Origin of the sequence: Micromonospora sp. NPDC047793, assembly GCF_040642635.1 — a bacterium.
Classification (GTDB): Bacteria; Actinomycetota; Actinomycetes; order Mycobacteriales; family Micromonosporaceae; genus Micromonospora.
The window spans coordinates 125778-152646 of sequence record NZ_JBEYSG010000009.1; the positions used below are offsets into that span (position 1 = coordinate 125778).

General features: G+C 71.6%; 31 protein-coding genes and 1 riboswitch. Of the genes, 14 read left to right on the top strand and 17 right to left on the bottom strand.

Annotated elements, in window-relative coordinates; all coding sequences use genetic code 11:
- Window positions 1-157 precede the first annotated feature (157 nt).
- The 5 genes from ABZ738_RS19455 (at window position 158) to ABZ738_RS19475 (ending at window position 4444) form a co-directional block, all read left to right on the top strand.
- Window positions 158-643 carry a hypothetical protein gene (locus ABZ738_RS19455; RefSeq protein WP_176093635.1) on the top strand — a complete coding sequence of 162 codons (486 nt, stop codon included), beginning with the start codon at window positions 158-160 and terminating at the stop codon, window positions 641-643.
- Window positions 644-698: 55 nt separating this feature from the next.
- Window positions 699-2675, top strand: a complete 1977-nt coding sequence (locus tag ABZ738_RS19460) for a histidine kinase (protein ID WP_357214970.1) — start codon at window positions 699-701, stop codon at window positions 2673-2675.
- A 52-nt stretch (window positions 2676-2727) separates the two neighbouring features.
- Window positions 2728-3369, top strand: a complete 642-nt coding sequence (locus tag ABZ738_RS19465; protein ID WP_131054581.1) for a response regulator transcription factor — start codon at window positions 2728-2730, stop codon at window positions 3367-3369.
- Between the two features lie 147 nt (window positions 3370-3516).
- The gene (locus ABZ738_RS19470; RefSeq protein WP_357214974.1) at window positions 3517-4002 is read left to right on the top strand and encodes an SRPBCC family protein; all 486 of its coding nucleotides are present in this window, start codon (window positions 3517-3519) and stop codon (window positions 4000-4002) included.
- 64 nt (window positions 4003-4066) lie between these two features.
- Entirely contained in the window at window positions 4067-4444 is a 378-nt protein-coding gene (locus ABZ738_RS19475; RefSeq protein WP_131054580.1) for a metalloregulator ArsR/SmtB family transcription factor, read from the top strand.
- On the opposite strand, the gene ABZ738_RS19480 is transcribed toward ABZ738_RS19475, so the two are convergent.
- Window positions 4431-4985 (bottom strand): hypothetical protein, encoded by a 555-nt coding sequence (locus ABZ738_RS19480; RefSeq protein WP_131054579.1) that lies wholly within the window; start codon window positions 4983-4985, stop codon window positions 4431-4433. The two genes, ABZ738_RS19475 and ABZ738_RS19480, sit on opposite strands and share 14 nt — an antisense overlap.
- Window positions 4986-5085: 100 nt before the next feature.
- Window positions 5086-6042, bottom strand: coding sequence for an FAD-dependent oxidoreductase (locus ABZ738_RS19485; protein ID WP_357214979.1), 957 nt, complete (start codon window positions 6040-6042; stop codon window positions 5086-5088).
- Window positions 6043-6152: 110 nt separating this feature from the next.
- Here ABZ738_RS19485 and ABZ738_RS19490 point away from each other — a divergent pair, with 110 nt between their 5' ends.
- A complete protein-coding gene (locus ABZ738_RS19490) occupies window positions 6153-7061 on the top strand; it encodes a LysR family transcriptional regulator (RefSeq protein ID WP_357214982.1) in 909 nt (302 codons plus the stop codon).
- Between the two features lie 28 nt (window positions 7062-7089).
- Here the strand turns inward: ABZ738_RS19490 and ABZ738_RS19495 are convergent, their stop codons facing one another.
- The 4 genes from ABZ738_RS19495 to ABZ738_RS19510 are packed head-to-tail and all read right to left on the bottom strand — an operon-like array spanning window position 7090 to window position 10103.
- Window positions 7090-7569 (bottom strand): hypothetical protein, encoded by a 480-nt coding sequence (locus ABZ738_RS19495; RefSeq protein ID WP_357214985.1) that lies wholly within the window; start codon window positions 7567-7569, stop codon window positions 7090-7092.
- Complete coding sequence (locus ABZ738_RS19500) at window positions 7566-8813, bottom strand: signal peptidase I (protein ID WP_357214988.1); 1248 nt, start codon at window positions 8811-8813, stop codon at window positions 7566-7568. The genes ABZ738_RS19495 and ABZ738_RS19500 overlap by 4 nt, the downstream gene beginning before the upstream one ends.
- Before the next feature lie 12 nt (window positions 8814-8825).
- A complete protein-coding gene (locus ABZ738_RS19505; protein WP_131053315.1) occupies window positions 8826-9458 on the bottom strand; it encodes a hypothetical protein in 633 nt (210 codons plus the stop codon).
- A gap of 9 nt (window positions 9459-9467) precedes the next feature.
- Entirely contained in the window at window positions 9468-10103 is a 636-nt protein-coding gene (locus ABZ738_RS19510; protein ID WP_201272380.1) for a SipW-dependent-type signal peptide-containing protein, read from the bottom strand.
- A gap of 159 nt (window positions 10104-10262) precedes the next feature.
- On the opposite strand from ABZ738_RS19510, the gene ABZ738_RS19515 reads away from it, so the two are divergent.
- On the top strand, window positions 10263-11000 hold the full coding sequence (locus ABZ738_RS19515) for a VOC family protein (protein ID WP_131053314.1): 738 nt from the start codon (window positions 10263-10265) through the stop codon (window positions 10998-11000).
- A 13-nt stretch (window positions 11001-11013) separates the two neighbouring features.
- On the opposite strand, the gene bluB is transcribed toward ABZ738_RS19515, so the two are convergent.
- Complete coding sequence (bluB, locus tag ABZ738_RS19520; protein ID WP_131053313.1) at window positions 11014-11649, bottom strand: 5,6-dimethylbenzimidazole synthase; 636 nt, start codon at window positions 11647-11649, stop codon at window positions 11014-11016.
- A gap of 39 nt (window positions 11650-11688) precedes the next feature.
- Window positions 11689-11892, bottom strand: a riboswitch (cobalamin riboswitch).
- Window positions 11893-11960: 68 nt separating this feature from the next.
- Here bluB and ABZ738_RS19525 point away from each other — a divergent pair.
- The 4 genes from ABZ738_RS19525 to ABZ738_RS19540 all read left to right on the top strand — a co-directional run bounded on the left by ABZ738_RS19525 (window position 11961) and on the right by ABZ738_RS19540 (window position 15041).
- On the top strand, window positions 11961-13118 hold the full coding sequence (locus ABZ738_RS19525; RefSeq protein ID WP_236145742.1) for an aminotransferase class I/II-fold pyridoxal phosphate-dependent enzyme: 1158 nt from the start codon (window positions 11961-11963) through the stop codon (window positions 13116-13118).
- 58 nt (window positions 13119-13176) lie between these two features.
- Window positions 13177-13785: a TetR/AcrR family transcriptional regulator gene (locus ABZ738_RS19530; RefSeq protein ID WP_131053312.1), complete on the top strand. Its 609-nt coding sequence runs from the start codon at window positions 13177-13179 to the stop codon at window positions 13783-13785.
- A gap of 111 nt (window positions 13786-13896) precedes the next feature.
- Window positions 13897-14481, top strand: a complete 585-nt coding sequence (locus ABZ738_RS19535; RefSeq protein ID WP_131053311.1) for a hypothetical protein — start codon at window positions 13897-13899, stop codon at window positions 14479-14481.
- Window positions 14478-15041, top strand: coding sequence for a hypothetical protein (locus tag ABZ738_RS19540; RefSeq protein WP_131053310.1), 564 nt, complete (start codon window positions 14478-14480; stop codon window positions 15039-15041). The genes ABZ738_RS19535 and ABZ738_RS19540 overlap by 4 nt, the downstream gene beginning before the upstream one ends.
- Here ABZ738_RS19540 and ABZ738_RS19545 read toward each other — a convergent pair.
- Genes ABZ738_RS19545 through ABZ738_RS19560 form a run of 4 tightly spaced genes read right to left on the bottom strand, consistent with a single transcriptional unit; the run spans window position 15025 to window position 16933 of the window.
- Window positions 15025-15309: a DUF427 domain-containing protein gene (locus tag ABZ738_RS19545; protein ID WP_131053309.1), complete on the bottom strand. Its 285-nt coding sequence runs from the start codon at window positions 15307-15309 to the stop codon at window positions 15025-15027. The genes ABZ738_RS19540 and ABZ738_RS19545 overlap by 17 nt on opposite strands.
- Window positions 15310-15350: 41 nt before the next feature.
- Window positions 15351-15848 (bottom strand): metallophosphoesterase, encoded by a 498-nt coding sequence (locus ABZ738_RS19550; RefSeq protein ID WP_131053308.1) that lies wholly within the window; start codon window positions 15846-15848, stop codon window positions 15351-15353.
- 43 nt (window positions 15849-15891) lie between these two features.
- Window positions 15892-16482: a DinB family protein gene (locus ABZ738_RS19555; RefSeq protein WP_131053307.1), complete on the bottom strand. Its 591-nt coding sequence runs from the start codon at window positions 16480-16482 to the stop codon at window positions 15892-15894.
- A gap of 52 nt (window positions 16483-16534) precedes the next feature.
- A complete protein-coding gene (locus ABZ738_RS19560) occupies window positions 16535-16933 on the bottom strand; it encodes a helix-turn-helix domain-containing protein (RefSeq protein WP_236145741.1) in 399 nt (132 codons plus the stop codon).
- Between the two features lie 88 nt (window positions 16934-17021).
- On the opposite strand from ABZ738_RS19560, the gene ABZ738_RS19565 reads away from it, so the two are divergent.
- Window positions 17022-17402, top strand: coding sequence for a VOC family protein (locus ABZ738_RS19565; RefSeq protein WP_131053306.1), 381 nt, complete (start codon window positions 17022-17024; stop codon window positions 17400-17402).
- Here ABZ738_RS19565 and ABZ738_RS19570 read toward each other — a convergent pair.
- Window positions 17312-18322, bottom strand: coding sequence for an AraC family transcriptional regulator (locus ABZ738_RS19570; RefSeq protein ID WP_357215000.1), 1011 nt, complete (start codon window positions 18320-18322; stop codon window positions 17312-17314). The two genes, ABZ738_RS19565 and ABZ738_RS19570, sit on opposite strands and share 91 nt — an antisense overlap.
- An 89-nt stretch (window positions 18323-18411) precedes the next feature.
- Here ABZ738_RS19570 and ABZ738_RS19575 point away from each other — a divergent pair, with 89 nt between their 5' ends.
- Window positions 18412-19245: an NAD(P)H-binding protein gene (locus ABZ738_RS19575; protein WP_357215004.1), complete on the top strand. Its 834-nt coding sequence runs from the start codon at window positions 18412-18414 to the stop codon at window positions 19243-19245.
- A 62-nt stretch (window positions 19246-19307) separates the two neighbouring features.
- Here the strand turns inward: ABZ738_RS19575 and ABZ738_RS19580 are convergent, their stop codons facing one another.
- The 3 genes from ABZ738_RS19580 to ABZ738_RS19590 form a co-directional block, all read right to left on the bottom strand.
- On the bottom strand, window positions 19308-19595 hold the full coding sequence (locus ABZ738_RS19580; RefSeq protein WP_236145740.1) for a hypothetical protein: 288 nt from the start codon (window positions 19593-19595) through the stop codon (window positions 19308-19310).
- A gap of 114 nt (window positions 19596-19709) precedes the next feature.
- Window positions 19710-20078, bottom strand: a complete 369-nt coding sequence (locus ABZ738_RS19585) for a VOC family protein (protein WP_131053303.1) — start codon at window positions 20076-20078, stop codon at window positions 19710-19712.
- Window positions 20079-20106: 28 nt separating this feature from the next.
- The gene (locus tag ABZ738_RS19590; protein ID WP_131053302.1) at window positions 20107-20424 is read right to left on the bottom strand and encodes a MerR family transcriptional regulator; all 318 of its coding nucleotides are present in this window, start codon (window positions 20422-20424) and stop codon (window positions 20107-20109) included.
- A gap of 798 nt (window positions 20425-21222) precedes the next feature.
- On the opposite strand from ABZ738_RS19590, the gene ABZ738_RS19595 reads away from it, so the two are divergent.
- Window positions 21223-24609: a S8 family serine peptidase gene (locus ABZ738_RS19595; RefSeq protein WP_357215010.1), complete on the top strand. Its 3387-nt coding sequence runs from the start codon at window positions 21223-21225 to the stop codon at window positions 24607-24609.
- A gap of 130 nt (window positions 24610-24739) precedes the next feature.
- On the opposite strand, the gene ABZ738_RS19600 is transcribed toward ABZ738_RS19595, so the two are convergent.
- Window positions 24740-26299, bottom strand: a complete 1560-nt coding sequence (locus tag ABZ738_RS19600; protein ID WP_357215013.1) for an MFS transporter — start codon at window positions 26297-26299, stop codon at window positions 24740-24742.
- The gene (locus ABZ738_RS19605; RefSeq protein ID WP_161594925.1) at window positions 26296-26853 is read right to left on the bottom strand and encodes a TetR family transcriptional regulator; all 558 of its coding nucleotides are present in this window, start codon (window positions 26851-26853) and stop codon (window positions 26296-26298) included. Before ABZ738_RS19605 ends, ABZ738_RS19600 begins: the two co-directional genes overlap by 4 nt.
- Window positions 26854-26869 lie beyond the last annotated feature (16 nt).

Consider the following 26869-nt stretch of genomic DNA (forward strand, 5'->3'; position numbering starts at 1 on the left):
CGATCCCGCCGACCCGGGACATCCGCCCCGGGTCGGCGGGACACCCACCGGGTGACGATGGGCAGGTCGGACCTTCGCCGACGAACGCGACACCCGCGACGGTGCCACCGTGGACCCCGCGCGTGTCTACGCTTCGCGTGATCCTGAGGAGACCACCATGACCCTGCCCACTCGTGAACCGGACCGTGCCTCCGCCGACACCGACCCGCGCATCGTGCTGGTGGCCGGCGACGACACCTTCTGCCACGTCTACCGCAACCTCGCCGAACTGCTCGACGAGCAGAGGCACTACGACAAGCTCGACGGTCCGGTGGAGTTCTTCGACCCCACCGGCCGGCAGTTGATCCCGGCCTTCTCGCAGGACTGGCAGCTGGTGGAACTGCACCCCTCGCACCGCCCGGCCGCGCCGGAGGTCCTGCGCGAACGCTTCAAGGCGGTGCTGGCGCACGTCGAGCAGTTCGTCCGGGAACGCCCGCAGGTGCTCGGCGACCACCGGATCGACGTCGAGGAGGTGCTCTCCGACCTGCCCGACTGCGACGCTCCGAACTTCACCGACGTCGTCGACGCGTTGCCGTGGCACTCACACGGCCATCGGGGCAACCTGCTGCACAATGCCATGCACGCGGCGGGCTGGGCTCGCTGACCCGACCCCTTTCCGACCCGTCCCGGAGGCTCCTTTGTCGCCGACCCCGCCACCAGTGACCGTCCGCCGTCGGGCCCTGGCGGTGGCGGGGACGGCCGTCGCGCTGCTCGTGGTCATCGGCCACCTGTGGAGCCGGGACGCCGCCGCCCAGGGCCCGGTCGCGGTGACCGCCAGCATGGCCGCCGCGTTCACCGCGCTCGGCACGCTGGTGCTCGCCGGTGTGCCGGGCCATCCGGTCGGGCGGCTGATGACCGCGGCCGGACTCACCGCCGCCGTCGCCGCCCTGTCGCTGAGCTGGTCCGGGATAACTCCGGTCGCCTGGGTGGGGCAGTGGCTCTGGTGGCCGCCGTACGGACTGGTCATCCTCGCCCTGCTGGTCTTCCCCGACGGCCGGCTGCCGAGACGGCGGTGGCGTCTGGTCGCGTACCTGATCGTCGTCACCACCGTCGTGGCCACCGTGGCGTTGGCGGTTGCCGCGCTCAGCGACCCCCGTCGGCTGCTGCTCTCGGCCGAGCCGGCCGCCACCGCCCAGGCCCGTACGCTGGTGCAGATCGCGCTGCTGGCGATCGGCGTCGAGGTGCTGGCGCTGCTGGCGGTGTTGGTCGCGCTGGCCGGTCGCTGGCGGCGTGCCACCGGCGAGACCCGCCAGCAGTTGGCCTGCCTGCTCGCCGCCGCGGTGTTGTTCCTGCTCGGACTGGTGCTCGACGCGCTCAACCTCTCCGGCGCCTGGGTGCTCATGGTGATCGCCATTCCCGGGGCGATGACCCTTGCCGTGCTGCGCTACCGGCTCTACGGCCTGGAACAGGTGATCAACCGCACGCTGGTCTGGCTGGTGATGAGCCTGCTGCTGATCGTGGCCTTCGTCTCCACCGTGAGCCTGCTGCGCGACCTGGTGCTGCGCGGCGACACCTCGAACGCCTCGCTGGTGACCACCGGGCTGATCGCGGTGACCTTCGAACCGTTGCGGCACCGGGTGCAGCGCGGCGTCAACCGCCTGCTCTACGGGGAGCGCGACGAGCCGTACGCGGTCCTGGCCCGCCTCGGGGACCTGCTGGAGAGGACCGTCGAGCCGCAGGCCGTGCTGCCGCTGCTCACCCGGACCGTCGCCGGCTCCCTCCAGGTGCCCTACGTCGCGGTCGAGCTGACCGCCGACCACGACCCGGATCGGCCCCCGAAGGTGCACGCCGAACACGGCCGGCCCACCGGTTCGGTGGAACGGTTCGACATGGTCACCCACGGCGAGCGCGTCGGCTCGCTGGTGGTGGCACACCGTACCCCCGGGACCCGCTTCACCTCCGTCGAGCGACGCCTGCTCAGCGACGTCGCCCTGCACGCCTCGGTGGCGGCGGCGACCGCGCGCCTGATCCGGGACCTGCGGGCCTCTCGCGAGCGACTGGTCACCGCACGGGAGGAGGAGCGCCGCCGGCTGCGTCGCGACCTGCACGACGGGCTCGGTCCCACCTTCGCCGGCATGTCCATGCAGGTACGGGCCGCCCGCAAGCTCGCCACCGACCGGCAGCGACTGGTCGGCATCCTCGACGGGCTCGCCGAGGACCTCCGGACCTGCACCGCCGAGGTACGCCAACTGGTCGACCAGTTACGCCCACCCGCCCTGGACCGTGGGCTGGAATCGGCCCTACGGGCGGAGTGCCAGCGTTTCGACGGCCCCGGCCTGTCGGTGCGCCTGCGGGTGGAGGACGAACTGGACCGGTTGCCCGCCGCCGTGGAGGTGGCGGCGTACCGCATCGTCGGTGAGGCACTGGCCAACGTGGCCCGGCACGCCCAGGCCACCACCTGCGACGTGGTGGTACGCCGGGGTCGCGCCCTGGTCGTCGAGGTGGGCGACGACGGTGTCGGTGTCCGCGCCCGACGCCCGGGCGGCGTCGGTCTGGACTCCATGCGCGAACGCGCCGCCGAACTGGGCGGCGAGTGCGACCTGGTGGACCGCGCACCGCAGGGCACCCTGGTACGGGTACGCCTGCCGTTCCAGCCGGTCGCGTCGGCCCCCGTTCCGGTGGACGGACCCGGCTGACACCATGAGCCGGGCTGGTCGAGGCGGTCGGGCCGGAAGTGGGGCGAGAGAGATGTCCGGACAGGGTCGGGTGCTGATCGTGGACGACCATCCGGTGGTCCGCCGTGGACTGCGGATCATGCTGGAGGGGGAGGGCTGGGTCAGCGCGGTGCTGGAGGCCGCCACCTGCGCCGAGGCGATCCGGCTGGTGATGACCGAGCCGGTCGACGTGGTCGCCATGGACGTCGGTCTGCCCGACGGCGACGGCGTCGAGGCCACCCGCCGGATCGTGCGGGACCGTCCGGCGACGGCCGTGCTCATGCTCACCATGGCCGACGACGACGAGGTGGTGAGCCGGTCGCTGCACGCGGGCGCCCGGGGCTACCTGCTCAAGGACACCGACCCGGACGTGATCGTCGACGCGCTGCGCACCGTGGCCGGCGGTGGACTCGTGCTCGGCCCCCGGGTCGGCCCTCGGGTGCTGGCCGACCTGCAGCGCCGGCCGGTGGAACTGCCAGCACCGTTCAACCAGCTCACCCCGCGCGAACGGGACATCCTGCGGTACCTGTCGGCCGGCGAGACCAACGCCCGCATCGCCCGCCGGGTCGGGTTGAGCGAGAAGACGGTCCGCAACCAGCTCTCCGCGGTCTTCGCCAAGCTAGGGGTCTCCGATCGGGTCCAGGCGGCTCTCCTCGCCCGCGACGTCGGTCTCTGAGAGCCGTCTTCGGCGGCGGACGAGACCCGACCGAGGTTACTCAACCAATTGGTTGACAATCATCGGGGCGTGCTGCGATGCTCAACCGCGTAGTTGAAATAGCAGTTCAACATGCTTGTCGACGTTGCCGCGAGGGAGAGCGCCACCATGACCGCCAGCACCCGTGAGACCCGGATCGTGGCCGACCCCACGGTCCCTCAGGTGATCATCACCCGCGAGTTCGACGCCCCGCCGGACGCGGTGTTCCGGGCGCACACCGATCCCGAGTTGTTCGCCCGCTGGATCGGTCCCCGAGACATCGCGACCGTGATCGACACGTGGGACTGCCGGAGCGGCGGATCGTACCGCTACGTCCAGCAGGCCGAGGGGTTCGAGGGTGAGTTCCGGGGCTGCTTCCACGAGGTGCGGGCGGGTGAGCTGATCGTCCAGACCTTCACCTTCGAGGGGATGCCCGACGGCGTCGCGCTGGAACGACTCTCCTTCGAGGACCTGGGTGGGCGCACCCGGCTGACCGCCACCTCGCTCGTCGACTCGTTCGAGGATCGGGACGCGTTCCTGGCCTCGGGTATGGAGGTCGGGGTTCGTGAGGGCTACGAGCAGCTCGACGGTCTGCTGGTCGAACGGGTCGCATGATGCGTGAGACCGATGTGGCGGAAGCCGTCGTACCGCCGGGCATCGCCGTGCGACGGCGGCCGACATGAGCGCGGACACGTTGTCGCCCGTCTTCTCGGCCCTGGCCGACCCGACCCGCAGGCGGATCGTGGCCCGGCTCGCCGCCGGGGACGCCACGCTGACCGAGCTGGCCGAGCCGTTCGACATGAGCCTCCAGGCCGTGGCCAAGCACCTCGCGGTGTTGGAGGAGGCCGGCGTGGTGACCCGTGGCAGGGACGGGCGTCGCCGGCCCGCCCACCTCGAAGTGGAGGTCCTGGACCTGATGGCCGGGTGGATCGAGCGGTACCGCCAGCGGGCCGAGGAGCGCTACCAGCGCCTCGACGAGGTCCTCGCCGCGATGTCGGACGCCGAGGAGGCGTCCGAGCCCGGCCGCGACGGCCACTCCGGCGTCAGCTCAAGGTGAAGGTCACGTCGTCGAGGTCGAAGGTCGTGACGCCGTTGCCGGCCGTCTCGCTGGCGAGGAAGCTGACCGTCGCGGTGCGCTCGACCGTCGCCGTCCCGCTCGACATGGCGTACTCGCGCCACTGTGCCCCACCGTCGAAGGCGAGTGAGAATCTCGTCTTCGGGGGTATCCCGGTGACCGCCAGCCCGACGTTCAGGTAGTCGCTCCGGCTGCTCTCCGTGGTCGTGGTCCGGACCCGGAAGCGGACCGTCAGGTCGCACTCGGCCGGCACGGTGACGGTGGTCCGCAGCAGATCCGACCGGGTCACGTCCAGCCCGGCGAAGGTGGCGTAGGCGCGGCCGGAGTGGGCGGGCCGCGCCGCGTCACCGAGTACGACGATGCGGGGGCCGGCCGTCCAGCCGGTGGTGCCGCGTTCGAACCCGGGGTTGGCGTGGATCTGCCCGGTGCAGGGCGCGTCGGTCGGCGGTGGATCGGCGGGGGCGCTGCCTGTGGCCAGGAACAGCAGGGCCGCAGCCGAGACGGTGGTGACGAGGGCCTTCATGTGTCCTCCCCGTGTCAAGACAGCTACATAAATCGACTTTGCTCGATGCTGTGCGGAGCGTCAAGCCCTTCCCGGATCGGCTCCGAGGCCGGTGTCCCGCTCAACCGCCCACCGCGAGATCGGCCACCTCGTCGGCGCACCCCCAGGACAGCGTGACCCCGGCTCCGCCGTGACCGTAGGCGTGCACGAGCCGATGCCCGGAACCGATCGACCGGTCCACCTCTACCCGGGGGCCGCCGTGGCGTGCCGGACGCAGTCCGATCCGTTCGCCGAGCACCGGGGCGTCGGCCAGTTCCGGCACGAGGGCGACGCAGCGCCGTCGGATCGCCGTCGCGGTGTCCGGGTCGGGCGCGGTGTGCCCCACGCCCGGCTGGTACGTGCCGCCGAGAACCACGTCGTGTCGGCGCGGGTGCACGTAGGTGATCCCCGCCGGGTCGTCCTCGTCGCGTACCGAGACGGTCAGGCCCGGATTCGCCACCAACACCAGGTGCCCGCGCACCGGGTACACGGCCGGGTCGGCGGCGAGCCGGCCGGCGGCCAGGCCGGTCGCGTTGACGACCGTCGGCGCGAGGTCGAACGCGTCGGCGAGCCGGTCCACCCGGCGGCGCAGCAGCCGCCCACCGTCGGCCTCCAACCGATGCCGGAGCCAGGCCAGGTACGGCGTCATCTCCACCGTCGGAGCGGTGAACCGCAGCACTGCCGTGTACGGCGGCGTCGCCGGCTCCGCCACCAGGTCCGCGCACGCCGCCGACCACCACGGCGGCCCGGTGTCCGGGCCGCGCAGCAGCATCCGGGTCGGCCGGTCGACCACCCCCGGCACGCCGTCGGCCGCCTGGCGGCTCAACTCGATCCGGGTCCGGCGTGCCCAGTCCGACACCCGTGGGTCCTCGTCGGTGTGGCTCGGATACCAGACCGCGGCGGCCACCGCCGACACCGTGTCCGCCGGTTCGTCCGCCGCCAGCACGGCCACCCGTGCCCCGCGACGCGCCAGGGTGACGGCCACCGTCATCCCGACGATGCCGCCGCCGGCCACCACCACGTCCGCCGCTGCCGCCATCGCTCGCTCCCGTCTGTCGTGCCGCCTGTCTCGAATCGTGGCGGTGACGCCACGCTGACGTCCAAGACGACATGGGGCAGTCGGCGATAAGCGGCGCTTATGGTGGCTCCATGTCCGACGTGCCGGCCCGAGAAGCCTGGTCCGACCTGCGCCGACTGCGGTACATCGCGGTGCTCGCCGAGGAACTGCACTTCACCCGGGCCGCCGCGCGGCTGCACGTCGCCCAACCCGCGCTCAGCCAGCAGATCCGCGCGCTGGAACGTCAGCTCGGCGTGCCGCTCGTGCGCCGCACCAGCCGGGGCTGCACGCTGACCGAGGTGGGCGCGCGGGTCGCCGACGAAGCCGCGCGGCTGCTCGCCGAGGTGGACGCGGCGACCGCCCGCATCCGGGGCCTGGCGGGCGGACGGGGCGGCCGGCTGCGCCTGGCGTACACCCGCTCGGCGCGCGGCGGCCGGGTCGACGACCTGGTGGCCCGGTTCCGGGCCGCCCACCCGCAGGTCGAGGTGGTCCCGGAGACGGCCTGGACGGCACCGAACGTGGCCGGACTGCTGGCCGGCCGGCTCGACGCGGCGTTCGTCCGCCCGCCACTCGACGAACCGGCGCTGGCCTGCCGGACCGTCGACACCGAGGAACTGCTGCTGGCGCTGCCCGCAGGGCACGCTCTCGCCGCCGGTCGCCGCCGGATCAGCCGCGCCGAGGTGGTCGACCTGCCGGCCGTGATGTGGCCCCGGGAGAACGGCCCCGGGATGTTCGACCGGACGATCGCACAGGTCTGGCCGCACGGCGGCTTCCGGCTCGTCCGGCAGGAGCCGGACGACGAGCAGCTGCTGCGGGCGGTGGCGCAGGGCGACGTGGTCGCGGCAGTCCCGGCCGGTCGCGCACGCGCACTACGGATGCGCGGGGTACGCCTGCGCCGCTTCACCGCCCCGACACCCACCGTGGACGTCGCCCTCGCCTGGCCCCGGGACAGCACGAACCCGGCCCTGCGCCGGTTTCTCGCGCTGCTCGGCCAGCCCTGAGCCCGCCGCCGTCGCCCTGCTACAGGGCCTACGGCACGCTGCAGGTGTAGAGCACCGCGGTCAGCATGCCGAGCGAGCCGGTGACCTGCGTCGACGTCCAACCGCCGGGTCCGTTCGCGACCAGTCGGAAGGTGCCGGTGCCGATGGAGAGCAGCCCGCCGGGGACGGTGACGCTGGTGGCCGTGGGACCGAGTGTCCCGCCGCCGGTGAAGCTGCCGGACAGCGACCACGTGAAGCCGCTGCGGGTCAGGCCCCCGACGGGCAGTGTCCAGGTGAAGGTCGGCGGGGTGAGCGTACCCGCGCTGCACTGCAGGTTGGTCGGTGGACTGACGGTGCCGGCCTGGAGGGTCCCCTGGCCGTACTCGGTGCCGGTCCACGCCGCCATCGTCGATCGCGGCGGCGCGAGCACCCCGACGGTGAAGGCGAGCACCAGGGCGGCCGTACCCGCGAGCCACCGGCGCCCGACCTGTGCGGTGGCTGGTCGAGCCGGCGTGCCCGGACGCCTCACGGCCGCCCCACCCGGATGCGGCGTCGGCGTACGGCGAGCACGAGCAGGAGGCCGGCGAGCAGCGCACCGGCTCCGACGGCCAACGGTGTCCGCAGGTCGGGTCCGGTGCGCGGAAGCGGGCCGACCGTGCCGCCGGCCGAGGCCCGGTCGCCGAACCCGGTCGCGGTGACGACCAGGTCCGCCGACCCGGCGGCCGTCGCGCCGGCGAGCAGGCTCGCGGTGACGAGGACCCACCGTTGCTGATCGGCGCGCATCGAGTCGATGGTGACCGGTGCCGTGGTCAACCTGGTGGCCGGACCGTCCGCGAGGACCTGTTTCTCCTGGCCGGTGGGGCAGCCGCCCTTCACCCACCGCTGCGGGCAGACGGCGGCGGTCACCTGGAGTCCGTCCGGCCTGGCGGCGAGCGGGCCGGAGGCCGACAGCGAGATGGTCACCGTGCCCGGCTGCGGCGCGTGTGCCGAGACACCCACCTGCCAGGGCACGGGTTCCTCCGGCGACATGGTGGTCATCCGCGCCTCGTCGCCGATCGAGACCAGGGTGAGGTACCGGCTCCGGATGACCTCCTCGGTCGGGTCGGCGCGGGCCGGGCTCGGTGCCGCGAGCACCGCAGCGGTGACACCGGGCAGCACCGCCACGGCCAGAAGGAGGCATCGCAGGGTCGAACTCGGGTGCGCGTCCGTCTCTCGATCCGGTGTCGCCCCGTCCGGCCCCGTCCGCCGATGGCGAGCCGGTGGCCGGGGCTCGCTGCGCGGCCAGAAGGCCCAGGTCACGATCGCGGCGGTGCTGATCGTGATCGCGCTCATCGCGTACACGTTCGATACGGTGCGGACCGCGTACCCGAGCCGGGGCGCCGACCACTCGACCAGCCGTACGTGGGTCACCGCGTACGGAGCGGTGTCGTTGGAGTCGTTCGCGTCCCCGCGCAGGGTGAGCAGGCGCGTGGACCCACCCCCGTCGGCGATCTCGACCACCCGGTGGGTGATCGGTGCCAGCGGCGAACGGTCGACGGTCACGACGTCTCCCACGACGACCTCGGACGCGGGGATCTCCCGCACCACCGCCAGTGATCCGGCGGGGATGCTCGGGCTCATCGACCCGGTCTTGAACAGGATGAGCGAGATGTCGAAGAAGAACGCCAGCGGGACGAGGACGACGCACACCGTCCCGCCGACGGCGAGCAGGGTCAGCGCCAGATCGCCGACCCTCGCGAGGAGTCGACGCCGCTGACGCGCTGGTCCCACCATCCGACCGGTCCTTTACGTAGACGTGGCAGTGAATTCCCAGGTGACCGCACCGGTGGTGCCCTGGTACGCGTTGCCGGCTCCGGACTGCACACGTGCCTCGAAGCAGAACCGCAACTGTGGCGTCGCGCCGGCCGGCGCCGTGATGGCCGACGACACCGGCGACCCGGGAACCGAGGTGATGCCCAGGTAGCTGGGCCCGACGATCCATGTCGGCGTACCGGTGAAGGCGGCGGCCGCGCAGGTGGTGCTGGTGGTGGCGGTCCGCACCACGCGGTACTCCAGTACCGGCAGCAGGGCACCGGCGTTGTTGGACGAACCGGTCAGCGCCACCGTGCCGCCGACGTTCGTCGTGGCTGTCGTCCGGATGTCGAGGTAGGCGTAGAACGAGACCGAGGGGGACATCGCCGTCGCGGTGAACGCCAGCGTCGCGGCGTTCACCGCCGGGGTGTGGCTGGCCCAGGTACTCGACGCGGTCTGCGACTCGGTGCCGAAGACACTGGCCGCGAACGACCCGGTGCCGTACTCGCCGTCCGTCCACGCGGCGAGCGTGGACGTCGTGCCCAGGCCGATGACCAGGGCACCGGCGAGTACGGCACGGGTCCGGCGGAGCCGTGGTGTCCCGGCCGGCGTGCGACGGTTGACCACGGCCACCACCTACACGGATTCGGCGAGGAGCTGCCAGGTCTCCGTGACCGACGTGCCCTGCACCAGACCGTCGTCCGCCGTGACGACGAAGCACAGGAACACCGGAGCGCCGGGTGTCGTGGGCGGAGTGCCCTGGGTCAGGTTGAACGACACCGCACCGGTCACCGAGTCGAGTGCGGTGCCCTCGGCCACGATCCACGTCGGAGTCGTGGGTTCCGGGCTGCAGTCGCCGAACGTCGGGACGGTCGCGATGCCGTAGGTGAGCCCGACGAAGGTGGGCGGTGCGGGGGTGGCCGAGGCCACCGTGACGGTCGCGTCGTACGTCGTGGCCGCGGTCAGGCGCACCGCGAACGGTGCGGCGACCACGTCGTCCGGGCTCATGTTGTCGAAGCCCGTGCTGAACGCCAACGCCGCCGCCGTGCCGGCGGTCGGGTGCTCGGCGTAGGTGGTGCCGTCCGTGCTGCCCTCCATGCTGAAGCTACCGGCGGTGAACGTGCCCGAGGCGTACTCGGAGTCGTTCCAGGCGGCGAGGGTGATCGTGGCGCCGAGGCCGAGCGCGAGCCCGCCGGCCAGGATCGCCTTGAGCTTGCGACGACCTCCTCGACTGCTCGACTCGCCCGTCGTCATCCCTGTCGGTCCAGTCAACTTGTCCTCCTCGTGCATCCCCGTTGGCGTGCTGTCACGCAGGGACACGATAAAGCTCTAATACGGACAAGTCGGGCGTGAATTCCGAAACTTCACGGAGGTGTATCGACTGGCATCAAGTAAATCGAATTCGTTTCGCGATGCCGCTAGCATCGCCGGATGGCAACGCGACTCGTGCAGATCAACATGAAGGCCCGGGACGACTCCGCGCTGGGCGGTTTCTGGGCGGCGGCGCTCGGTTGGGGGATCTCCAGCGAGGAGCCAGGCGTCACCAACCTCGAACCCGAGGGTGTCGACTATCCCGACCCGGTCGCCGTCTTCGTCGACCTCGTCGTCTCCGCAGAACCCAAGACGGCGAAGAACCGGGTACACCTCGACCTCGCCACCACCTCGGCGGACCATCACGCCGCGACGGTCGCGCGTCTGAAGGAACTCGGCGCCACCCCCGCCGACGTGGGTCAGGGCGACGTCCCGTGGACGGTGATGGCCGACCCGGAGGGCAACGAGTTCTGCGTCCTGGAACCCCGGCCGACGCTCCAGGACGTCGGACCGGTCGCCGCCGTCGTGGTCGACTGCGCGGACCCGCGCGCCATGGCCGACTTCTGGAGCACCGCCACGGACTGGCGTCTGCACGACATCACCGACCGCGCAGCGGTCCTGCGCTCCGCCGCCGACGTGGGCCCGTACCTGCACTTCCTCCGCACGCCCGACGCGAAGACCGGCTGGAACCGGGTCCACCTCGACGTCCGCCCGTATCCCGGTGACGACCCGCAGGTCGAGGTGGACAGGCTGCGGGCCCTGGGCGCCACCACCGTGGACGTGGGCCGCGACGATCTCCCGTGGACGGTCATGGCCGACCCGGAAGGCAACGAGTTCTGCCTCCTCGCCCCCGGCTGACGCGTACCCGGGGTCAGTGGTCCGACGGCTCCCACCGGTCCCGGTGCACCGCTGCCTGCCAGGGACGGCGCTGCCGCCAGCCGTGTCGCTCCAGGTCCGGCACCTGCTCCAGGTGGGTGACCGGACCCAGGCACAGCCAGGCCACCGGGCGGACACCCGCCGGGATCCGCAGCAGGTCCCGCACGAACGGCTCCCGGTAGAACGAGACCCACCCCACGCCGAGCCGCTCGGCCGTGGCCGCCAGCCACAGATTCTGGATCGCCAGGCACACCGAGTACAGGCCGGCGTCGGCGATGGCGTGCCGACCCAGCACCGTCGGGGACCCCCGGTCCGGGTCGTACGTCACCACGACGGAGAGCGTCGACTCCAACACCCCGTCGATCTTGATCCGGCTGAACCGGCGCGCCTCCTCCCCGTGCAGACCGGCGGCGAAGACGTCCCGTTCCTGCTGCACGTGGCGGTGGAACTCCGCCCGCAACCCAGGATCGCGGACCAGGATGAAGTCCCACGGCTGCGACAGGCCGACGCTGGGCGCGGCATGCGCGGCGGCCAGCACCCGATCGAGGACCTCGGCCGGGATCGGCGCGCCGGTGAACTCGCCCCGTACGTCCCGGCGGGCGTGGATGACCTCGTACACATCGTCGAACATGGGCAGGCTCCCGCTGCGCTCCAGGCCCTGCCCTCACGGCAGGGCAACCAGGCGCGAGGCCGGTCTTCGGACTTCCGGATCGTCACCTCACCGCCCGCCTTCCCGGCCCGAGCCGGGCCAGTGGCTGCGCGTGACGCGCGTGGGCGGCAGCTCCCCGGTCACCGCGGCGGGCCCGTGCCGGACTCTCACCGGCTTCCCGATTCTCCCCACCACCGGCGGGGCACCTCGCAACAGTTCGTGCCGCCGAGCACCCTACCGGACACCGTCGTCCGTCGGCGCTGCCGGAAGATCGAGTCACTAGTCTCGGTGTCGTGACCTCCGAGACCACGCCCCTGCGGCAGCTCACCCTCGATCAGCTCCGGAAGCGGACGAGCGAGAAGTGGCGCGCCCACCCGGGCGACGTGCTGCCGATGTTCGTGGCGGAGCTGGACGCGCCGCTGGCCGGGCCGGTCGTCGACGCGATCATCGAGGCCGTCCGACGTGGTGACACGGGCTACCCCGCCGGCACCGCCTACGCCGAGGCGCTCGCCAACTTCGCCCGCGACCGCTGGGACTTCGACGGCATCGCCGTGGACCGCACCACGATGGTCCCGGACGTGATGAGCGGCATCGTCGAGGTCCTCGACGTGATCTGCGGCCGGACGGACGCTGTCGTGGTCAACTGCCCGGTCTACGCGCCGTTCTACCAGGTGGTGGGGCGTACCGGTCGCCCCATCGAAGAGGCCCCGCTCGGCGCGGACGGCCGGATCGACATGACGGTCCTGGACGACGCGTTCCGGCGCGCGGCACGTCGTGGCTCCCGGCCCGCGTACCTGCTGTGCAGCCCGCACAACCCGACCGGCAGCGTGCACACCGCCGACGAACTCGCCGAGGTCGCCGCACTGGCGGACCGACATGGTGTGCGTGTGGTGGTCGACGAGATCCACGCGCCGCTGGTGCTGGCCGGGGCGAGGTTCACGCCGTACCTGAGCGTGCCGGGCGCCGAGAACGGCTTCTCGGTGATCTCCGCGTCCAAGGCGTGGAACCTCGCCGGTCTCAAGGCCGCCGTCGCCGTCGCCGGACCCGCCGCGGTCGACGATCTCGCCCGCATCCCCGCCTGGGTCAACGAGAGCCCCAGCCATGTCGGAGTGCTGGCCCACGTCGCCGCCCTGCGGGACGGCGGCGATTGGCTCGACGCCCTCCTGGCCGATCTCGACGAGAACCGTCGTCTCCTCGCCCGGCTACTCGCCGAACACCTTCCCGCGGTCCGATACCGCCCTGGCGAGGGCACCTATCTGGCCTGGCTCGACTGCCGCGCCCTCGGTCTCGGTGACGACCCCGCCGCGACTTTCCTCGAACGCGGCCGGGTGGCGCTCAGTCCCGGCCCCGTCTTCGGCACCGGGGGAGCGGGACACGCGCGATTCAACCTCGGCACCACCCCCGAACTGGTCGCCGAAGGAGTGCGGCGGATGGCCGGGGCACTGACCTGACGCCGGTGGCACTGCCGGCCCGTTCGCAGCGAACGCCGGGATTGCTACTGTGGTGAACATGTATGCACCCGAGGATCGCACCGCCAAGGCGATCATTCGGGACACGGCCCTGGAACTCTTCGGCGAACAGTGGCCGGCGGCCGCGTCGCTCAAGCAGGTGGCGGAGCGCGCGGGAGTCTCGCAGTCGCTCATCATCAAGCACTACGGGTCGCGGGAGGGCCTGGTCGCCGCCGTGGACGCGCACGTGCTGGGCGTGTTGGGCAACGCGCTGGAGGCACTCGCCGAGACAGCCGGTTCCGGCCCGCCCGACCGCTTCCTCGCGTCGGCCGACGCGCTGTCCTCCCCGTCGGCCACCCGGTATCTCGCGCACCTGCTCGTCGGCACCACGTCGCGCTCGGTCGAGGCGTATCGGATGCTGCAGGGGTTCGCCGACTCGCTCATGCACCGGATGGCCGACGCGGGCGCGGTCGCCCCGGACGTGGACCGGGCACAGCTCGCGGTCGTGCTGCTGGCCCACGAGCTCTCCATCATCCTGCTGCGCGACCGCATCACCGACGTGCTCGGCACCGATCCGATGGGCCACGACGGCCTGCGGCGCTGGTGGGGCACCATCGACCGGCTCTACTCCGGCACGGCGATCCAGGAGCCCGTCCCGGCCGACGGCTGAGTGACGTCGTCGAGTCGGGCTCCTCCGGACAGACCCTCGACTCGACGGGTGCATAAACGTTCACTATGCTGAGCGATAGTTCACCACCCGTCCTGCGAGCGAACGGCAGCCATGCCCACGACAACGCCCCCGCTTCCGTCGCGCGGTCCGGTCTCGCGGCTCAACGACCTGCTCGTCGCGCCCGGGGCCACGCGGGCGGAAAGTCGGCTCAGCTACCTCACCGCAGGTATCGGCGCGACCGTCGCCGGGGCCGTCGGCGCCGCTGCCGGCTACCCGGTGCCGATCGTGCTCCTGCTGACGGTGCTCGGGTTCGACCTGTTCGGTGGTGCCGTCGTGAACGCCACCGTGTCCGCGTCGAGGCGGTTCCATACCGGCACCGACGCTGTCCGACGACAACTGGTCTTCGTGGCGGCCCACGTCCACCTGCCCGTCGTCGCGTTAGTCCTGCCCGCGTACCCGTGGTCGACCGCGATCGTGCTCTACGCCGGCACCCTCGCCGCCGCCGTACCGATCGCCATCGCCGGACCGACGCTGAAACGCCCACTCGCGTTCGCGGCCGCGACCGTGCTGCTCGTCGCGGCGGTCACGCTGTCACCGGTCCCGACGGCACTCGCCTGGCTGGCACCGATGCTCATCCTCAAACTTCTGCTCGGACACCTGCTGCCCGGCTCCGTGACCAGGGAAGGGACGTCATGACCGACACCGGAGAAACCCGCACGCGCACCGAGGACGTCGCCGTGTCCGAGCGCGCCCTGGCCCGCACCGGGACCCTCGTCCTCGCTGGCTTCGCCCTGCTCTGGGCGGTCTCCGGACTGCACCTCGCGCCCACCGCCGCGCGCATCCCGCTGCTCGTCGCCGCGACCGTGATCACCGCCATCGTCCTCGCCCTGGGGATGACCCGGCCTCGACCGCAGGACCACCGCCGACTGTCGGCGTCCTGGATGCGCCGGTTCAACCGGGTCGGCGTCGTGCAGGGACTGTTGATCGGCGGCGTCTGCCTGGTCGCCGTGCCGACCGGACACCCGAGGCTGATCCCCACCCTCGTCCTGGTCATCGTCGCGGCGCACTTCGTGCCGCTCGTCGCGATCCTCCGCCAACGCGAGTACGTGTGGACAGCGCTCGCACTCGCCCTGGTGGCGGTCGCGTCCTTCGGCGCGTACGTCTGGGGAATGCCGGAACTCGCGGCGGCTGTCGCCTCGCTCGGCGCGGCCGTGGTGCTCTGGGCGACCGCGCTGGTGGTCACCCGACGACCGTGACGTCCTTCCAGAACGCGACCCGGTCCCGGACCATCTCCGCCTCCGGCAACGGCTCCGGGTAGTACCAGACGGCGTCCACGCTGGTCTTCCCGTCGTGATCGAGCGTGTAGTAGGACGCGGTGCCCTTCCACGGGCAGTGCGTGTGCGTGTCGGACTCGCGCAACAGGTCGTCGCGGAGCGCCGCGCGGGGGAAGTAGTGGTTACCCTCGACCACGACGGTGTCCGTGCTCTCGGCGATGACCAGGTCGTTCCAGATCGCTTTCGGCATGGGCCCAGACTATGCCGATCCGCGCGCCGGTTCACCCCGTGTCAGCGCGGCACCTCGTGCAGCGTCACGGCGTCGAGCCGACCCTCGGTCACCTCGGCGGTGAGGTACGTCGCGTACGGCTGGCGCCGCCGGTCGGTCGGCGAACCGGGGTTGAGCAACCGCAGGCCACCGGGCGCCTCGCTGTCCCAGGGGATGTGGGAGTGCCCGAACACGAGCAGGTCGCAGTCGGGGAACCGGGCCGCGCACCGCCGCTCCCGGCCGCCGGCCGGACCGGTCTCGTGCACCACCGCGATCCGCAGGCCGTCGACGTCCGCGCGGGCGATCTCCGGCAACCGGGTACGCAACTCGGGGCCGTCGTTGTTGCCGAAGACGCCGATCAGTCGGGCACGACGTCGCTCCAGGTCGTCCAGCAACGACGCGTCGACCCAGTCGCCGGCGTGGATCACGAGGTCGGCGGTGTCGACGGCCGCCCACAGCTCGGCCGGCAGGTCCCGGGCACGTTTCGGCAGGTGGGTGTCCGCCATGATGACCAACCGCACCCGGCCAGCGTAACCCCGTCCGCACACGGCGATCGGCCAGGCGCTAGGCGAAGCGGTCGGCCAGTCGGGTCAACCTGGCGAGGTAATCCGGCCACGGATAGTCGGTCGGGATGTTGGTGTTCTCCTGCCGCAGGCCGATTCTCGTGTCGAGCTGCTCGCGCAGGATGTCGGCGTGCCCGGCGTGACGCGCGAGGTCCCAGGTCACGTGGACGATGACCCGGTGCAACGTCACCGCCTGCCGCTCCGGCCGCCACCACGGCACCTGTCCCACCGTGTTCAGCGGTAGCCGGGTGATCGTCTGATCGGCGAAGACGGCGACGCGGCGGTACAGGTCGATCAGGCCGTCCTTCGTCTCGTCCTCCCGCGCGTACCAGTCCGCCTGCGGGTCCTCGTCGAAATCCGACTCGGAGACGAGTTCCTCCGGGGTCGGGAACGCGCGACCGAAGGTGGGACCGAAGTAGCCGGCTTCGGTGTTCAGCGCATGCTTGACGATCCCCAGCAGATTGTTGCCGGTCGGCGTGCGGGGGAGTCGGACTTCGCGTTCGCTGAGTCCGTCGAGCTTCCAGATCAGGTCGTCGCGCGTTGCCTGCAGGTAGTGCAGCAGCGCCGCCTTCGCGTCGTCTTCGTCAGCCATACCCGCAGTCTTCCTCGTCCGGGCCGCCACCGCGCGGCCGGAGAGGACGGCGTCACGTCTGTTCGAACCGGCGGCGGGAGGCCAGGACGTCGTCCAGATGACGGCGGCTCCACCGGCAGAACCCGTTGATCGTCTGATGGAGTTCCAGACCGGCAGGGGTGAGCCGGTAATCGGTGCGAGGCGGCACGGTGGGGTGGAGCGTCCGGTCGACCACCCCGTTCCGCTCCAGTTGACGAAGCGTCGCGGTCAGCAGCCGATGGCTGATGCCGGTGACCTTGCGGTGCAGTTCACCGAAGCGACGCGTGTCGGTGCCGATGGCCTCCATGACCGGCAGGGCCCATTTGGTGCCGACCACGCCGAACACCTCAATGGCCACCAGGTGCACCTGGGCCACCTGCGCCGCCGTCGGCGTACCGGGAGACGGCTCGTCCACGTGCCGCTGCTCCTTCACCCGCACCGGTTACCGAAAGGTGCGTACTTACCCCGGCCGTCGTGCGGGCCTACGGTCTGGTCGACGACGTCAACGTACAGGAGCTGACATGACCGTCCTGAAGACGTACGCCCGGCTCTGGGTGGACGACCTCGACACCTCGCTGCCGTCGCTACGGACCCTGGTCGGCGCGGAGCCGGATCTGCGGTTCGGCTTCGACTCGGTCGAGTTGGCCGCGCTCGGTGACTTCCTGGTGATCGCCGGCCCACCAGCGCAACGCGCCCGCTACGCGCACGCCTCGGCGACCGTCGTCGTCGACGACCTGGATGCCGTCGTGGCCGCGCTGACCGCCGAGGGTGGCGTGATCACCACGCCGGAGGCGACCAGCCCCACCGGCCGCTACCTGTACGTCCGGCATGCCGGAGGGGCCGAGGTCGAGTACGTCGAGTGGGTGCCGGAACTGGTCGACCGTATCGTCACCGCCACCTGACTCCCGGACTGCGCGAGCCTGCGGTGCTCGCGGGGACTCACCCCGTGGACACGCTTGAAGGCCGTGCTGAAGCCGAAGGCGTCGGAGTATCCGAGTTGGCGTGCCATGGCGGCGACCGTCGCGGTGGTGCCGGTCAGCATGTCGGCGGCGAGTGTCATCCGCCAGTCGGTCAGGTAGGTCAGCGGTGGCTCACCCATCAGCTCGGTGAATCGTTTGGCCAGCGTCGTGCGGGACACCCCGGCCCGGGCTGCCAGGGAGGCGAGCGTCCAGGGCGCACCGGGGGCGTCGTGCATGGCGCGGAGCGCCGGGCCCACCGTGTCGTCGCCCAGCGCCCGATACCAGCGGGGAGCCTCGGCGCCCGGCTGGTCGAACCAGTCCCGGATCGTGCAGACCAGCAGCCAGTCCAGCAGACGGTCCAGCACGACCTGCCGACCCGGGCGGCACCCGCCGAGCTGGAAGTCCAGGTAGTCACGGAGCGACGAACAGTCGTGGTCGTCCGGTACGACCAGCACCGGCGGGAGCACTCCGAGCAGCCGATGCGGGGCCTGCCCCTGGACGTGGTACGCCCCGGCCAGGAGCAGCATCTGCTCGTTCGGTTCCGGTTCCGGTTCCGGTGTCCGGATGCCCGGTGACTGGCGACAGTCGACGTCGCGCAGCTCGTCGGGTCGGAAGGTCGACCGGGGCTCGGCGGAGAGGACGAAGGGTTGCGGCCCCCGCACCACGACAGCCTCGCCGACCCGGACCAGAACCGGCTCGTCGCGTTCCGGGTGGACGATCCACGCCTCGCCACGCAGCGGTACGCAGAGCGTCAGGGGTGCGCCGTCGGTGAACCGCAGCGCCCACGACGGCGAGAGTACCGACCTGCCGAAGGCGGCACCCTCGGCGCGGACGTCCCGCAGCAGCGTGTCGAACGGGTCCATCGCTCCACCATAGGGGTGCGGACGATCGCACATGCCGGGCGTACGACGAGCCATGTCCCGCCGCTGGCCGGGCGGGTTGACTCGTGGACATGACGAAAGAAACGAACGAGATCCTCGTCATCGGGGGGACCGGGAAGACCGGACGTCGACTGGTACGCGCGCTGCGGGCGTCCGGCGAGCAGGTGCGGGCCGCTTCCCGTTCGGGCGAGGTACGTTTCGACTGGACGCAGCCGGACACCTGGCAGCCGGCGGTGACGGGAGCGTCGGCCGTCTACCTGATTGCTCCGGCGGATCCGGCGGTGGCCGACGACTTCGTGTCGTCGGCGGTGAAGTGGGGCGTCGGCCGCTTCGTGGCGCTCAGCGGACGCGGCATCGACAAGCTCGACCCCGATTTCTCGCCGAGCATGCTCGGCGCGGAACAGGCGGTACGCGACTCCGGCGCGGAGTGGACGATCATCCGCCCGAACAACTTCCACCAGAACTTCGACGAGGACCTGTGGCGCCAACCGTTGGTCGACGGTCGCCTCGCCCTGCCGATGGGCGCGACTCCGGAACCCTTCATCGACGTCCAGGACATCGCCGACGTCGCGGCGATCCTGCTGACCGAGGACGGCCACCACGGGCAGGTGTACGAGCTGTCAGGCGCGCGGGCACTCACCTTCGCCGAGGCGGTGGCGACGATCGCCGAGGCGTCCGGCCGATCGATCCGGTACGTGGAGTTGACGCCGGAGGAGTACCGGACCGAGGTGCTCGCCGAGGGCTGGTCGGAGGCCGACGCGACGGCGCTGAACAGCATGTTCGCCGGAATGCGGGCCGGGCACCTCGCCCAGCCGACCGACACGGTGCGGCGGCTCCTCGGGCGCGAACCGATCCACTTCGACACCTACGCCGAGCGGGCCGCAGCGGCCGGCGCCTGGTCGTGACGAAACGCCGCCGCCGGCTGTCACCGGTGCTGTCAACAGGCGGCGGCGATCCGTCTCAGTGATCAGAAGGGGGGTGCGTCCTCGCCCATCAGCGCCAGGACGACGCCCCCCTTACCGCGCTTGAGGCCCTGGACCACGACCGTGCCGGTGCTGCCGTCGGGCAGTTCCAACGTGAAGGTCTTCCCGACCGCGTTCTTGGGGCCGTTACCGGCGCTGTTGGCCGGCCGGAAGTCACCCGCCCACGGCGGGATCCCACCCTTGCGGGCCGGCTCGGCGAAGAGCGCGGCGGTGCCGGGGGTCCGGGTGCCGTCTGCGGAAAGGAGCACTGAGGCGCTGCGATAAGTAGCCATATGCGGCAAGGGTATCCGGGACCGGTGCCGATTGCGCCCCTACCGCCGTGGCGTGCCGCCGACGACGAGAGGATCGGCCGGCCCGACCGACCTCTCGTCACTGTCCGCGTACCCCTACGCCTCGGCCCAGACGCCCAACTCGTTTCCGCTCGGGTCGGTGAAGTGGAAGCGACGACCGCCCGGGAAGTCGTACGGCCCCTCGACCACCTCACCGCCGGCCTTCCGGACGGCCTCGACGCTCTCGTCCAGGTCGGTCGAGTAGAGCAGCACCAACGGACCGCCGGTCCGCGCCTGCTGGTCCAGGCGCAGACCGCCCACCTCGGATCCGGGCGTCGCGCCGTGGATTCCGGCGTAGGCGGTCCCGTAGTCGGTGAACCGCCACCCGAACGCGTCGGCGTAGAAGCGCTTGGCGTCGGTCAGGTCGGTGACGGTGAGCTCGACGTAGTCGATGGCATGGTGCCGGTGCGAGGTCTGCTGAGACATGCCCACCATTACTTCACACCGGTACGACTCAGGTGCCGGCTTCCTGTTGGCGCCGGTACGTCTCGTTCTGCCGGCGGGCTTCCTCAAGCTGGTCCTCGAGGATGATGATCCGGCAGGCGGCCTCCAGCGGAGTGCCCTGGTCGACCATCTCCCGCGCCCGGGCGGCCAGCCGCAACTGGTAGCGGGAGTAGCGGCGGTGCCCACCGGCCGACCGGGACGGGGCGATGAGTTTCGCCTCGTCGAGCCGGCGCAGGAAGTCCTGCGAGGCGCCGGTGATCTCCGCAGCGCGGCCCATCGTGTAGGCGGGGTAGTCGTCGTCGCCGAACATGTCATCGGGTTGGGCCATATACGAATCTCTCCATGACGAGGGCCCCGGCGCGTCAGCGCCGGGGCCCGGGGTTACGGGTTGGAAACACCATCTACCGACTGATTCGTCGGTTTGTCGTGTCCGCACCTGACGCCGTCAGAGGCGTGGGGTGCGAGGATCGCATAAGCGTGACCGGAGACCACCTCTCGTTCGATGGAAACTGCGGTGTCCGCGCCAGATTTGCATCTGTTTCCTGGCAGCGGGCGATCCAACGGTGTTCAGCCCTCCCTTTCCTCTGCTTCCACATGTGTCGTGCTGCCCGCCGGTGTCGGAGCCCACGCGACTTCATGGCCCCGCACACGTGCGGCGAGCTGTCCTGCCGGGCCGGGGAGTGCCCTGCCCGTCTTGCCCTGACCTGGAATCTCGTCAGGTTACTGCTGCGGTTGCAGGTCCTTGCACCGCTTGCCGAGCGAGCCGCGAACGTCCGGGCCCTGCGTGATGCTCGGTCTTGGTCGTCTGCGTCTTTCTCGGACCTCATCTCTCAACACCAGGAACACTAGCCAAGCCCGGAGCGAATGTCTAGCGCTTCGGGCATAGATTTTCTCGGTCACGGTCCGACATTGCGGGATCGCGGTCAGTGCGGAAAAGCGCGGGGCACGCGGGACCGGAGGAACTCGTCGAGGAACGCTTGGATGCGGGTGGATCCATCACCGTTCCATGACCAGCCATGCCAGCGGACCGCGTCGTCTCGTGCCCGCAGAATCACCGTCCTAACAGGAATCTGATGAGTGGTCCGGATGATGCTTCTACGTCGTGATCGTCTGATGTGGAGGTCTGATGAGGGGACTCAAACGGATCGGTGCGGCCGGGCTGGCCACCGCTCTCGTGCTGGGGCTGGGGCAACCCGGCGGTGCTGCGCCGGGCGGCGGTGGTGCGCCCGGTGACGGCGGAACCGGACGCAGTGGCGGGTCACCGGCCGGGGCCGGCCACCAACCGGCCACGGTCACGCTGATCACGGGGGACCGGATCACCGTCGACCGGGGCGGCCGCGTGACGATCCGTCCGGCGAAGGACCGCGCGGACATCCGCTTCCGGTCCCACCAGATCGACGGTGAGCTGCACGTCGTACCCGTGGACGCGGTGCCGCTGATCGCCTCCGGCGTGCTGGACCGTCGACTGTTCAACGTCAGCAAGCTGATCGAGTACGGCTACCACGACGCCGCGCGCGACCGGCTGCCGATGATCATGGCGTATCCGGACGGGGCGGCGGCCCGGCGCGGCGGCTCGCCGGTGCCCGGTGGCGAGGTCCGGGTGGACCGGGCGCTACCGGCGATCGAGGGCGTCGCGGTCAGCGCGGACAAGACCGACCTGGCCGACGTCTGGACGGCGCTGACCGGGGGCGGACCGGAGACGGCCGACCGCATTCCCGGCGTCGAGCGGATCTGGCTAGACGGGAAGCGCCGGCCGGCGGTGGACCGGGGTGTACGGCAGATCGGCGCGCCCGCCGCGTACGAGGCGGGCTTCACCGGAGCCGGAGTGACCGTGGCGGTCCTGGACAGTGGCGTCGACCTGACCCACCCCGACCTGGCCGACGCGGTGAGCGAGGCGGTCACCTTCGTGCCGGGCACCGATCCGGTCGACCGGTACGGGCACGGCACGCACGTGGCCTCGACCATCGCAGGCCGGGGCACCGCCTCCGGCGGCACGTACCGGGGTGTGGCGCCGGACGCCGACCTGGTCTCCGCCAAGGTCTGCGACGACTGGTGCGAGGACTCGGCGATCCTCGCGGGGATGCACTGGGCGGCCGTGGACAAGCAGGCCACGGTCATCAACATGAGCCTCGGCGGGTGGGACGGGCCGGAGATCGACCCGATGGAGGAGGCGGTGAACACGCTCACCGCCCAGACCGGCGCCCTCTTCGTGGTCTCCGCCGGCAACGACGGACCGGGCGACCGTACGGTCGGCTCGCCGGGCAGCGCGGACGCCGCGCTCACCGTCGGGGCGGTCGACCGGGACGGAAGTCTCGCGGACTTCTCCAGCCGGGGCGCGCGGGTCGGTGACGACGCCGTGAAACCGGACATCACCGCGCCGGGCGTCGGCATCGTCGCCGCGCGGGCGGCCGAGGGCGTGATGGGCGTACCGGTCGGCGAGCACTACGTCGCCGAGTCCGGCACCTCGATGGCCGCGCCGCACGTGGCGGGCGCGGCGGCGCTGCTCGCGCAGCAGCACCCCGACTGGGACGCGACGCGCCTCAAGTCCACCCTGATGGGCTCGGCCAACCCCCGGCCGGGTGACACCGCCTACCAGCAGGGATCGGGTCTGGTCGACGTCGCGCGTGCCGTGGGGCAGGCGGTGACCGCCGATCCGCCGAGCGTGTCGTACGGCCGCACCCGGTGGCCGCACCACGACGACGACCCGATCACCCGGACGGTCACCCTGCGCAACGACGGAAGCGAGCCGCTCACCCTCGACCTGACCTGGCAGATCATCGGGCCGGACGGCAAGGCCGCCCCCGCCGGCATGTTCCGCACCGCAGCGCCGCAGGTCACCGTGCCGGCCGGTGGCACCGCCGAGGTGGCCGCCACGGTCGACACCAGCGTCGACGGGGTGGACGGCTACTACAGCGGGCACCTGGTCGCGACCGCCGGTCAACGTCGTACCGTCGTCCCGGTCGGGGTGCACCGCGAGGTGGAGAGCTACGACCTGACCGTCCGACACCTCGACTCGACGGGGGCGGCGGCCGACACGTACTGGACGCTGGTCAACGGGATCGACGGTCCGGCGTACGAGTCGCTCGACGGCACGTCCGGCGGACCCACCACCATCCGGATCCCCACCGGCCGCTACGCCGTTACCGGCCTCGTCGAGGAGTTCGGCGAGCGGGAGCGCAGCACGGTGCTGAGCCGCCCGGAGATCAACCTGAACCGGGACCTGACGGTCACGCTGGACGCCCGGAAGGGCAAGCGGATCACGGCGACGGTGCCGGAACGCACCGCCCGCCCGGTGCTGGTGCAGGCCGGGGTGCTGGTGGACATGTACGAGAACTCACCGGCGAAGATCGACGTGTGGGCCGGCGGCTTCGACGGCCTCTACACGGCCCAACTCGGAGACCGGGCGACCCACGATCACATCAGCGGCTTCGTCGCACACCAGTGGGCCAGGCCGGACGGCGACGGCGGTTTCGCCGGTAGCCCGTACATCTATCACCTGGGTGAGGGATTCCCCGGCCGGTTGCCCACCGGCTACCGCAAGGACGTGCGGCGCGCGGAGTTGGCCACGGTACGGCACGAACTGCGCGGAGAACGCCTGGGCGACATGATCGAGCGGAGCATGTCGGCGGAGTTCGACGGGGTGTACGGCTGGACCGCGAGCGCGTCGTTGCCGGTCGGCGACGCCTGGACCGAGTACCACAGCACCACGGACTCCGCCTGGTCGGGCGCAGTCAGTGTCGCGCAGAGCGGCGACGGGGAACTCGACGAGGAGTTCCGGAAGATCCTCTACGGCGCGTCGGAGCGATACCGGGCCGGCCGCAGCTACCGGGACGTCTGGAACGCCGCACCGATCGGGCCGACCCTGCTACGCAACGACACCCCGTTCAGCAGCGCGAGCCGTATCGAGGACTTCATGCGGATCGACATCCCGCTGCACGGCGACGCGGCCGGGCACGGTGGCGTCTCCAACGGGGACAGCGGACGCACCGCGCTGTACCGGGGCGACGAGCTGGTCGAGGAGTACATCGGGGCGCTCGACGCCGGTTTCGGCTTCTTCGAGGTGCCGCCGGAAGCGGCGTCGTACCGACTGGAGACGGCGTCCCGGCGCAGCTTCACCGAGTTGTCCACCGAGGTCGCTCTGACCTGGCGGTTCCGGTCCGCCCGACCGGCCGGGGACGACTGGGAACGCCTCCCGGTCATGGTGGTGCGGTTCGATCCGAAGCTGGACCGCGATGCCGCAGCGCCGGCCGGTAAGCGCCTCGACATCCCGCTGCGCGTGCTCGGCAACGAGGGAGCCGCGGTGACGCCGAAGAAGGTCACCGTGCAGGTCTCCTACGACGACGGAGAGACCTGGCAGCCGGTCACGGTCACGTCGGCGGGCACGAAGTGGACCGCGACGGTCCAGCACCCCCGCTCCGGCGGGTACGTGTCGCTGCGGACCTCGGTCACCGATCGCGAGGGCAACAGCCTCGATCAGACGATCATCCGGGCGTACCGGCTGCGCACCGGGTGACCCTGGGCTGACCTCGGCTGCCGTGCCGGACCTTCCCGGGTCCGGCACGGCAGCCGACAGCGCACGGTGCCGCCCGGGTCCGACCGGGCGGCACAACCCTGCCCGGCCCGGGCGGCGACTGCGGCCGGAGCTAGTGGCCCTTGGTCACGTCCAGTCCCTTCGGGGTCAGGGCGAACACCACGACCACCGACACCAGCATGATCGCGGCGCCGATGCCACCGACCAGCATCAGTCCGTGGGTGAAGGCGTCCTGGGCCTGGGCGGCAGCAGCGGCCCCGGCCGGGCCCAGTCCGTCCAGCACGTGCAGGGCGCCACCGAGCGACTCCTGGGCCACCCCCACCTGCTCGGGACTCAGCCCGGCGGCGGCCAGGTCCGAGGCCGGGAGTTCGGCGCGGTACAACGCCGCCGCCGTGCTGCCCAGCACGGCCACGCCCAGCACCGCGCCCAGTTCGTAGGAGGTCTCCTCGATGGCGGCGGCGCTGCCCGCGTGCTCGGCCGGTGTCCCGGACATGATGATCGCCGAGGCGATGGCCAGCGAGCCCATCCCGGCCCCGAGCAGGGCCAGGAAGATCCCGACCGGGGTGTAGCCGAGCGGCTCGGGGGCCACGGCCAGGACCGCGAAACCCAGGCCCGCCAGCGCCAGGCCCCCCACCAGGACGGTACGGGCACCGATGCGCTGGGCCAGCGCCGGTGCCAGCGGCGAGACCACCGTCGCGGCGATGGCCAGCGGCAGCAACGCGACACCCGCCTGCAACGGCGACATGCCCCGCACGAGTTGGAGCCACTGGGCCGCGAGCAGCAGTGCCGACCCCATGGCCATCATGGTGAACAACGCCGCCAACGTGCCGGCCGTGAACGAGGGGACAGCGAAGAGGCGTACCCGCAGCAGCGGCGAGTCGCTGCGCAGGCACCGCAGCACGAACCACACCAGCAGGGCGAGCCCTGCCGTCAGGGCCGCCAGCGCCAGCAGATCGGTCGGCCCCTCCTTGGCGATGCGCTTGATGCTCCACACCAGGGCGGTCATGCCCGCGATGGACAGGACGGTGGCCAACGCGTCCCAGCGGCCCGGGTTCGGGTTGCGGGCCTCCGGCAGCAGCAGCACCGCCGCGACGATCGCCGCGACCATCCAGGGCACGTTGAGCAGGAACGCCGCCTGCCAGGCGAAGTGCTCCAGGAGTACGCCACCCACGATCGGCCCCACGGCCGCGCCCAGCGAGGCCACCGCCGCCCAGATGCCGAGGGCCTTGGCGCGTTCGGCCGGATCGGTGAAGAGGCTCCGGATCATCGACAGGGTCGCCGGCATGATCATCGCCCCGCCCACGCCCAGCAGGGCGCGTACCGCGATCACCATCGGAGCCGACTCGGCCACCAGAATCAGCAGGGACGCCCCGCCGAAGATCGAGAATCCGGCCAGGAGCAACCTGCGGCGACCCCACCGGTCGCCGAGGGTGCTCATGCTGACCAGGAGCCCGGCCAGGACCAGCGAGTAGATGTCGACGATCCAGAGCTGCTGGGCGGCGGTCGGCGACAGCGCCGCGGCCATGTCGGGCAGGGCGACGTTCAGGATGGTCATGTCCATGACCACCACCAGCAGGCTGGTGGAGAGCACGGCCAGGGCGGCCCATCGGCGCCGGGGGGACAGGTGCCCGGCGGTGGCCCCGGGTGCGTCCGAGGTGTGCGTCGTACTCACTGGTTCTCCGGGAGGGACGTGCCCATCAGGGCGGTGATGGCCATGCGCAGGGCCCGCTCGTCGACGGGCCGGTCGTGCAGCAGGGTGTAGAGGATGACGCCGTCCAGGTAGAGGGCGGTGGCCTGGGCGGCCTCCGGGGTGGCGTACGCCGAGAGCATCTCGGTCGTGCCCCGGATCCAGCGCTGGGCGTACGGACGCAACTCGGGCTGCTGGACGCCGGCGTAGTAGAGCAGGTTCTCGGCCTTGAGCCGCGCGCGGTCGCTCAGGTACTCCATGAACAGCGCGGCAAGACCTTCGGGGCTTCCCGCACAGGCGTGGACGGCCTGCGCGACCTGCCGGATCTCCTCGTCGGCCTGGGCGACGACGATTTCCAACGCACTCGTGCGCAGGTCGTCGAGGGAGTCGAAGTAGTAGGTGGTGGCGCCCAGTGGCACCTGGGCCAGCTCGGCCACCCGGCGGTGGGTCAGCGCCTCCCAGCCGTTGTCGATCATCTCCTGCGCGGCGACGTCGAGCATCGCGCGCCGACGCCCCTCGGGATCCCGTCGGGGGGTCATGGGCGCTTCCCGCATG

What these genes read in the sequence shown, in the direction of transcription:
- ABZ738_RS19455 (WP_176093635.1), top strand. Translation starts at nt 158, where the DNA reads ATGACCCTGCCCACTCGTGAACCGGACCGTGCCTCCGCCGACACCGAC.
- ABZ738_RS19465 (WP_131054581.1), top strand. Translation starts at nt 2,728, where the DNA reads ATGTCCGGACAGGGTCGGGTGCTGATCGTGGACGACCATCCGGTGGTC.
- ABZ738_RS19470 (WP_357214974.1), top strand. Translation starts at nt 3,517, where the DNA reads ATGACCGCCAGCACCCGTGAGACCCGGATCGTGGCCGACCCCACGGTC.
- ABZ738_RS19475 (WP_131054580.1), top strand. Translation starts at nt 4,067, where the DNA reads ATGAGCGCGGACACGTTGTCGCCCGTCTTCTCGGCCCTGGCCGACCCG.
- ABZ738_RS19480 (WP_131054579.1), bottom strand. Translation starts at nt 4,985, where the DNA reads ATGAAGGCCCTCGTCACCACCGTCTCGGCTGCGGCCCTGCTGTTCCTG.
- ABZ738_RS19485 (WP_357214979.1), bottom strand. Translation starts at nt 6,042, where the DNA reads ATGGCGGCAGCGGCGGACGTGGTGGTGGCCGGCGGCGGCATCGTCGGG.
- ABZ738_RS19490 (WP_357214982.1), top strand. Translation starts at nt 6,153, where the DNA reads ATGTCCGACGTGCCGGCCCGAGAAGCCTGGTCCGACCTGCGCCGACTG.
- ABZ738_RS19500 (WP_357214988.1), bottom strand. Translation starts at nt 8,813, where the DNA reads ATGGTGGGACCAGCGCGTCAGCGGCGTCGACTCCTCGCGAGGGTCGGC.
- ABZ738_RS19515 (WP_131053314.1), top strand. Translation starts at nt 10,263, where the DNA reads ATGGCAACGCGACTCGTGCAGATCAACATGAAGGCCCGGGACGACTCC.
- bluB (WP_131053313.1), bottom strand. Translation starts at nt 11,649, where the DNA reads ATGTTCGACGATGTGTACGAGGTCATCCACGCCCGCCGGGACGTACGG.
- ABZ738_RS19530 (WP_131053312.1), top strand. Translation starts at nt 13,177, where the DNA reads ATGTATGCACCCGAGGATCGCACCGCCAAGGCGATCATTCGGGACACG.
- ABZ738_RS19535 (WP_131053311.1), top strand. Translation starts at nt 13,897, where the DNA reads ATGCCCACGACAACGCCCCCGCTTCCGTCGCGCGGTCCGGTCTCGCGG.
- ABZ738_RS19540 (WP_131053310.1), top strand. Translation starts at nt 14,478, where the DNA reads ATGACCGACACCGGAGAAACCCGCACGCGCACCGAGGACGTCGCCGTG.
- ABZ738_RS19545 (WP_131053309.1), bottom strand. Translation starts at nt 15,309, where the DNA reads ATGCCGAAAGCGATCTGGAACGACCTGGTCATCGCCGAGAGCACGGAC.
- ABZ738_RS19555 (WP_131053307.1), bottom strand. Translation starts at nt 16,482, where the DNA reads ATGGCTGACGAAGACGACGCGAAGGCGGCGCTGCTGCACTACCTGCAG.
- ABZ738_RS19565 (WP_131053306.1), top strand. Translation starts at nt 17,022, where the DNA reads ATGACCGTCCTGAAGACGTACGCCCGGCTCTGGGTGGACGACCTCGAC.
- ABZ738_RS19570 (WP_357215000.1), bottom strand. Translation starts at nt 18,322, where the DNA reads ATGGACCCGTTCGACACGCTGCTGCGGGACGTCCGCGCCGAGGGTGCC.
- ABZ738_RS19575 (WP_357215004.1), top strand. Translation starts at nt 18,412, where the DNA reads ATGACGAAAGAAACGAACGAGATCCTCGTCATCGGGGGGACCGGGAAG.
- ABZ738_RS19580 (WP_236145740.1), bottom strand. Translation starts at nt 19,595, where the DNA reads ATGGCTACTTATCGCAGCGCCTCAGTGCTCCTTTCCGCAGACGGCACC.
- ABZ738_RS19585 (WP_131053303.1), bottom strand. Translation starts at nt 20,078, where the DNA reads ATGTCTCAGCAGACCTCGCACCGGCACCATGCCATCGACTACGTCGAG.
- ABZ738_RS19590 (WP_131053302.1), bottom strand. Translation starts at nt 20,424, where the DNA reads ATGGCCCAACCCGATGACATGTTCGGCGACGACGACTACCCCGCCTAC.
- ABZ738_RS19595 (WP_357215010.1), top strand. Translation starts at nt 21,223, where the DNA reads ATGAGGGGACTCAAACGGATCGGTGCGGCCGGGCTGGCCACCGCTCTC.
- ABZ738_RS19605 (WP_161594925.1), bottom strand. Translation starts at nt 26,853, where the DNA reads ATGACCCCCCGACGGGATCCCGAGGGGCGTCGGCGCGCGATGCTCGAC.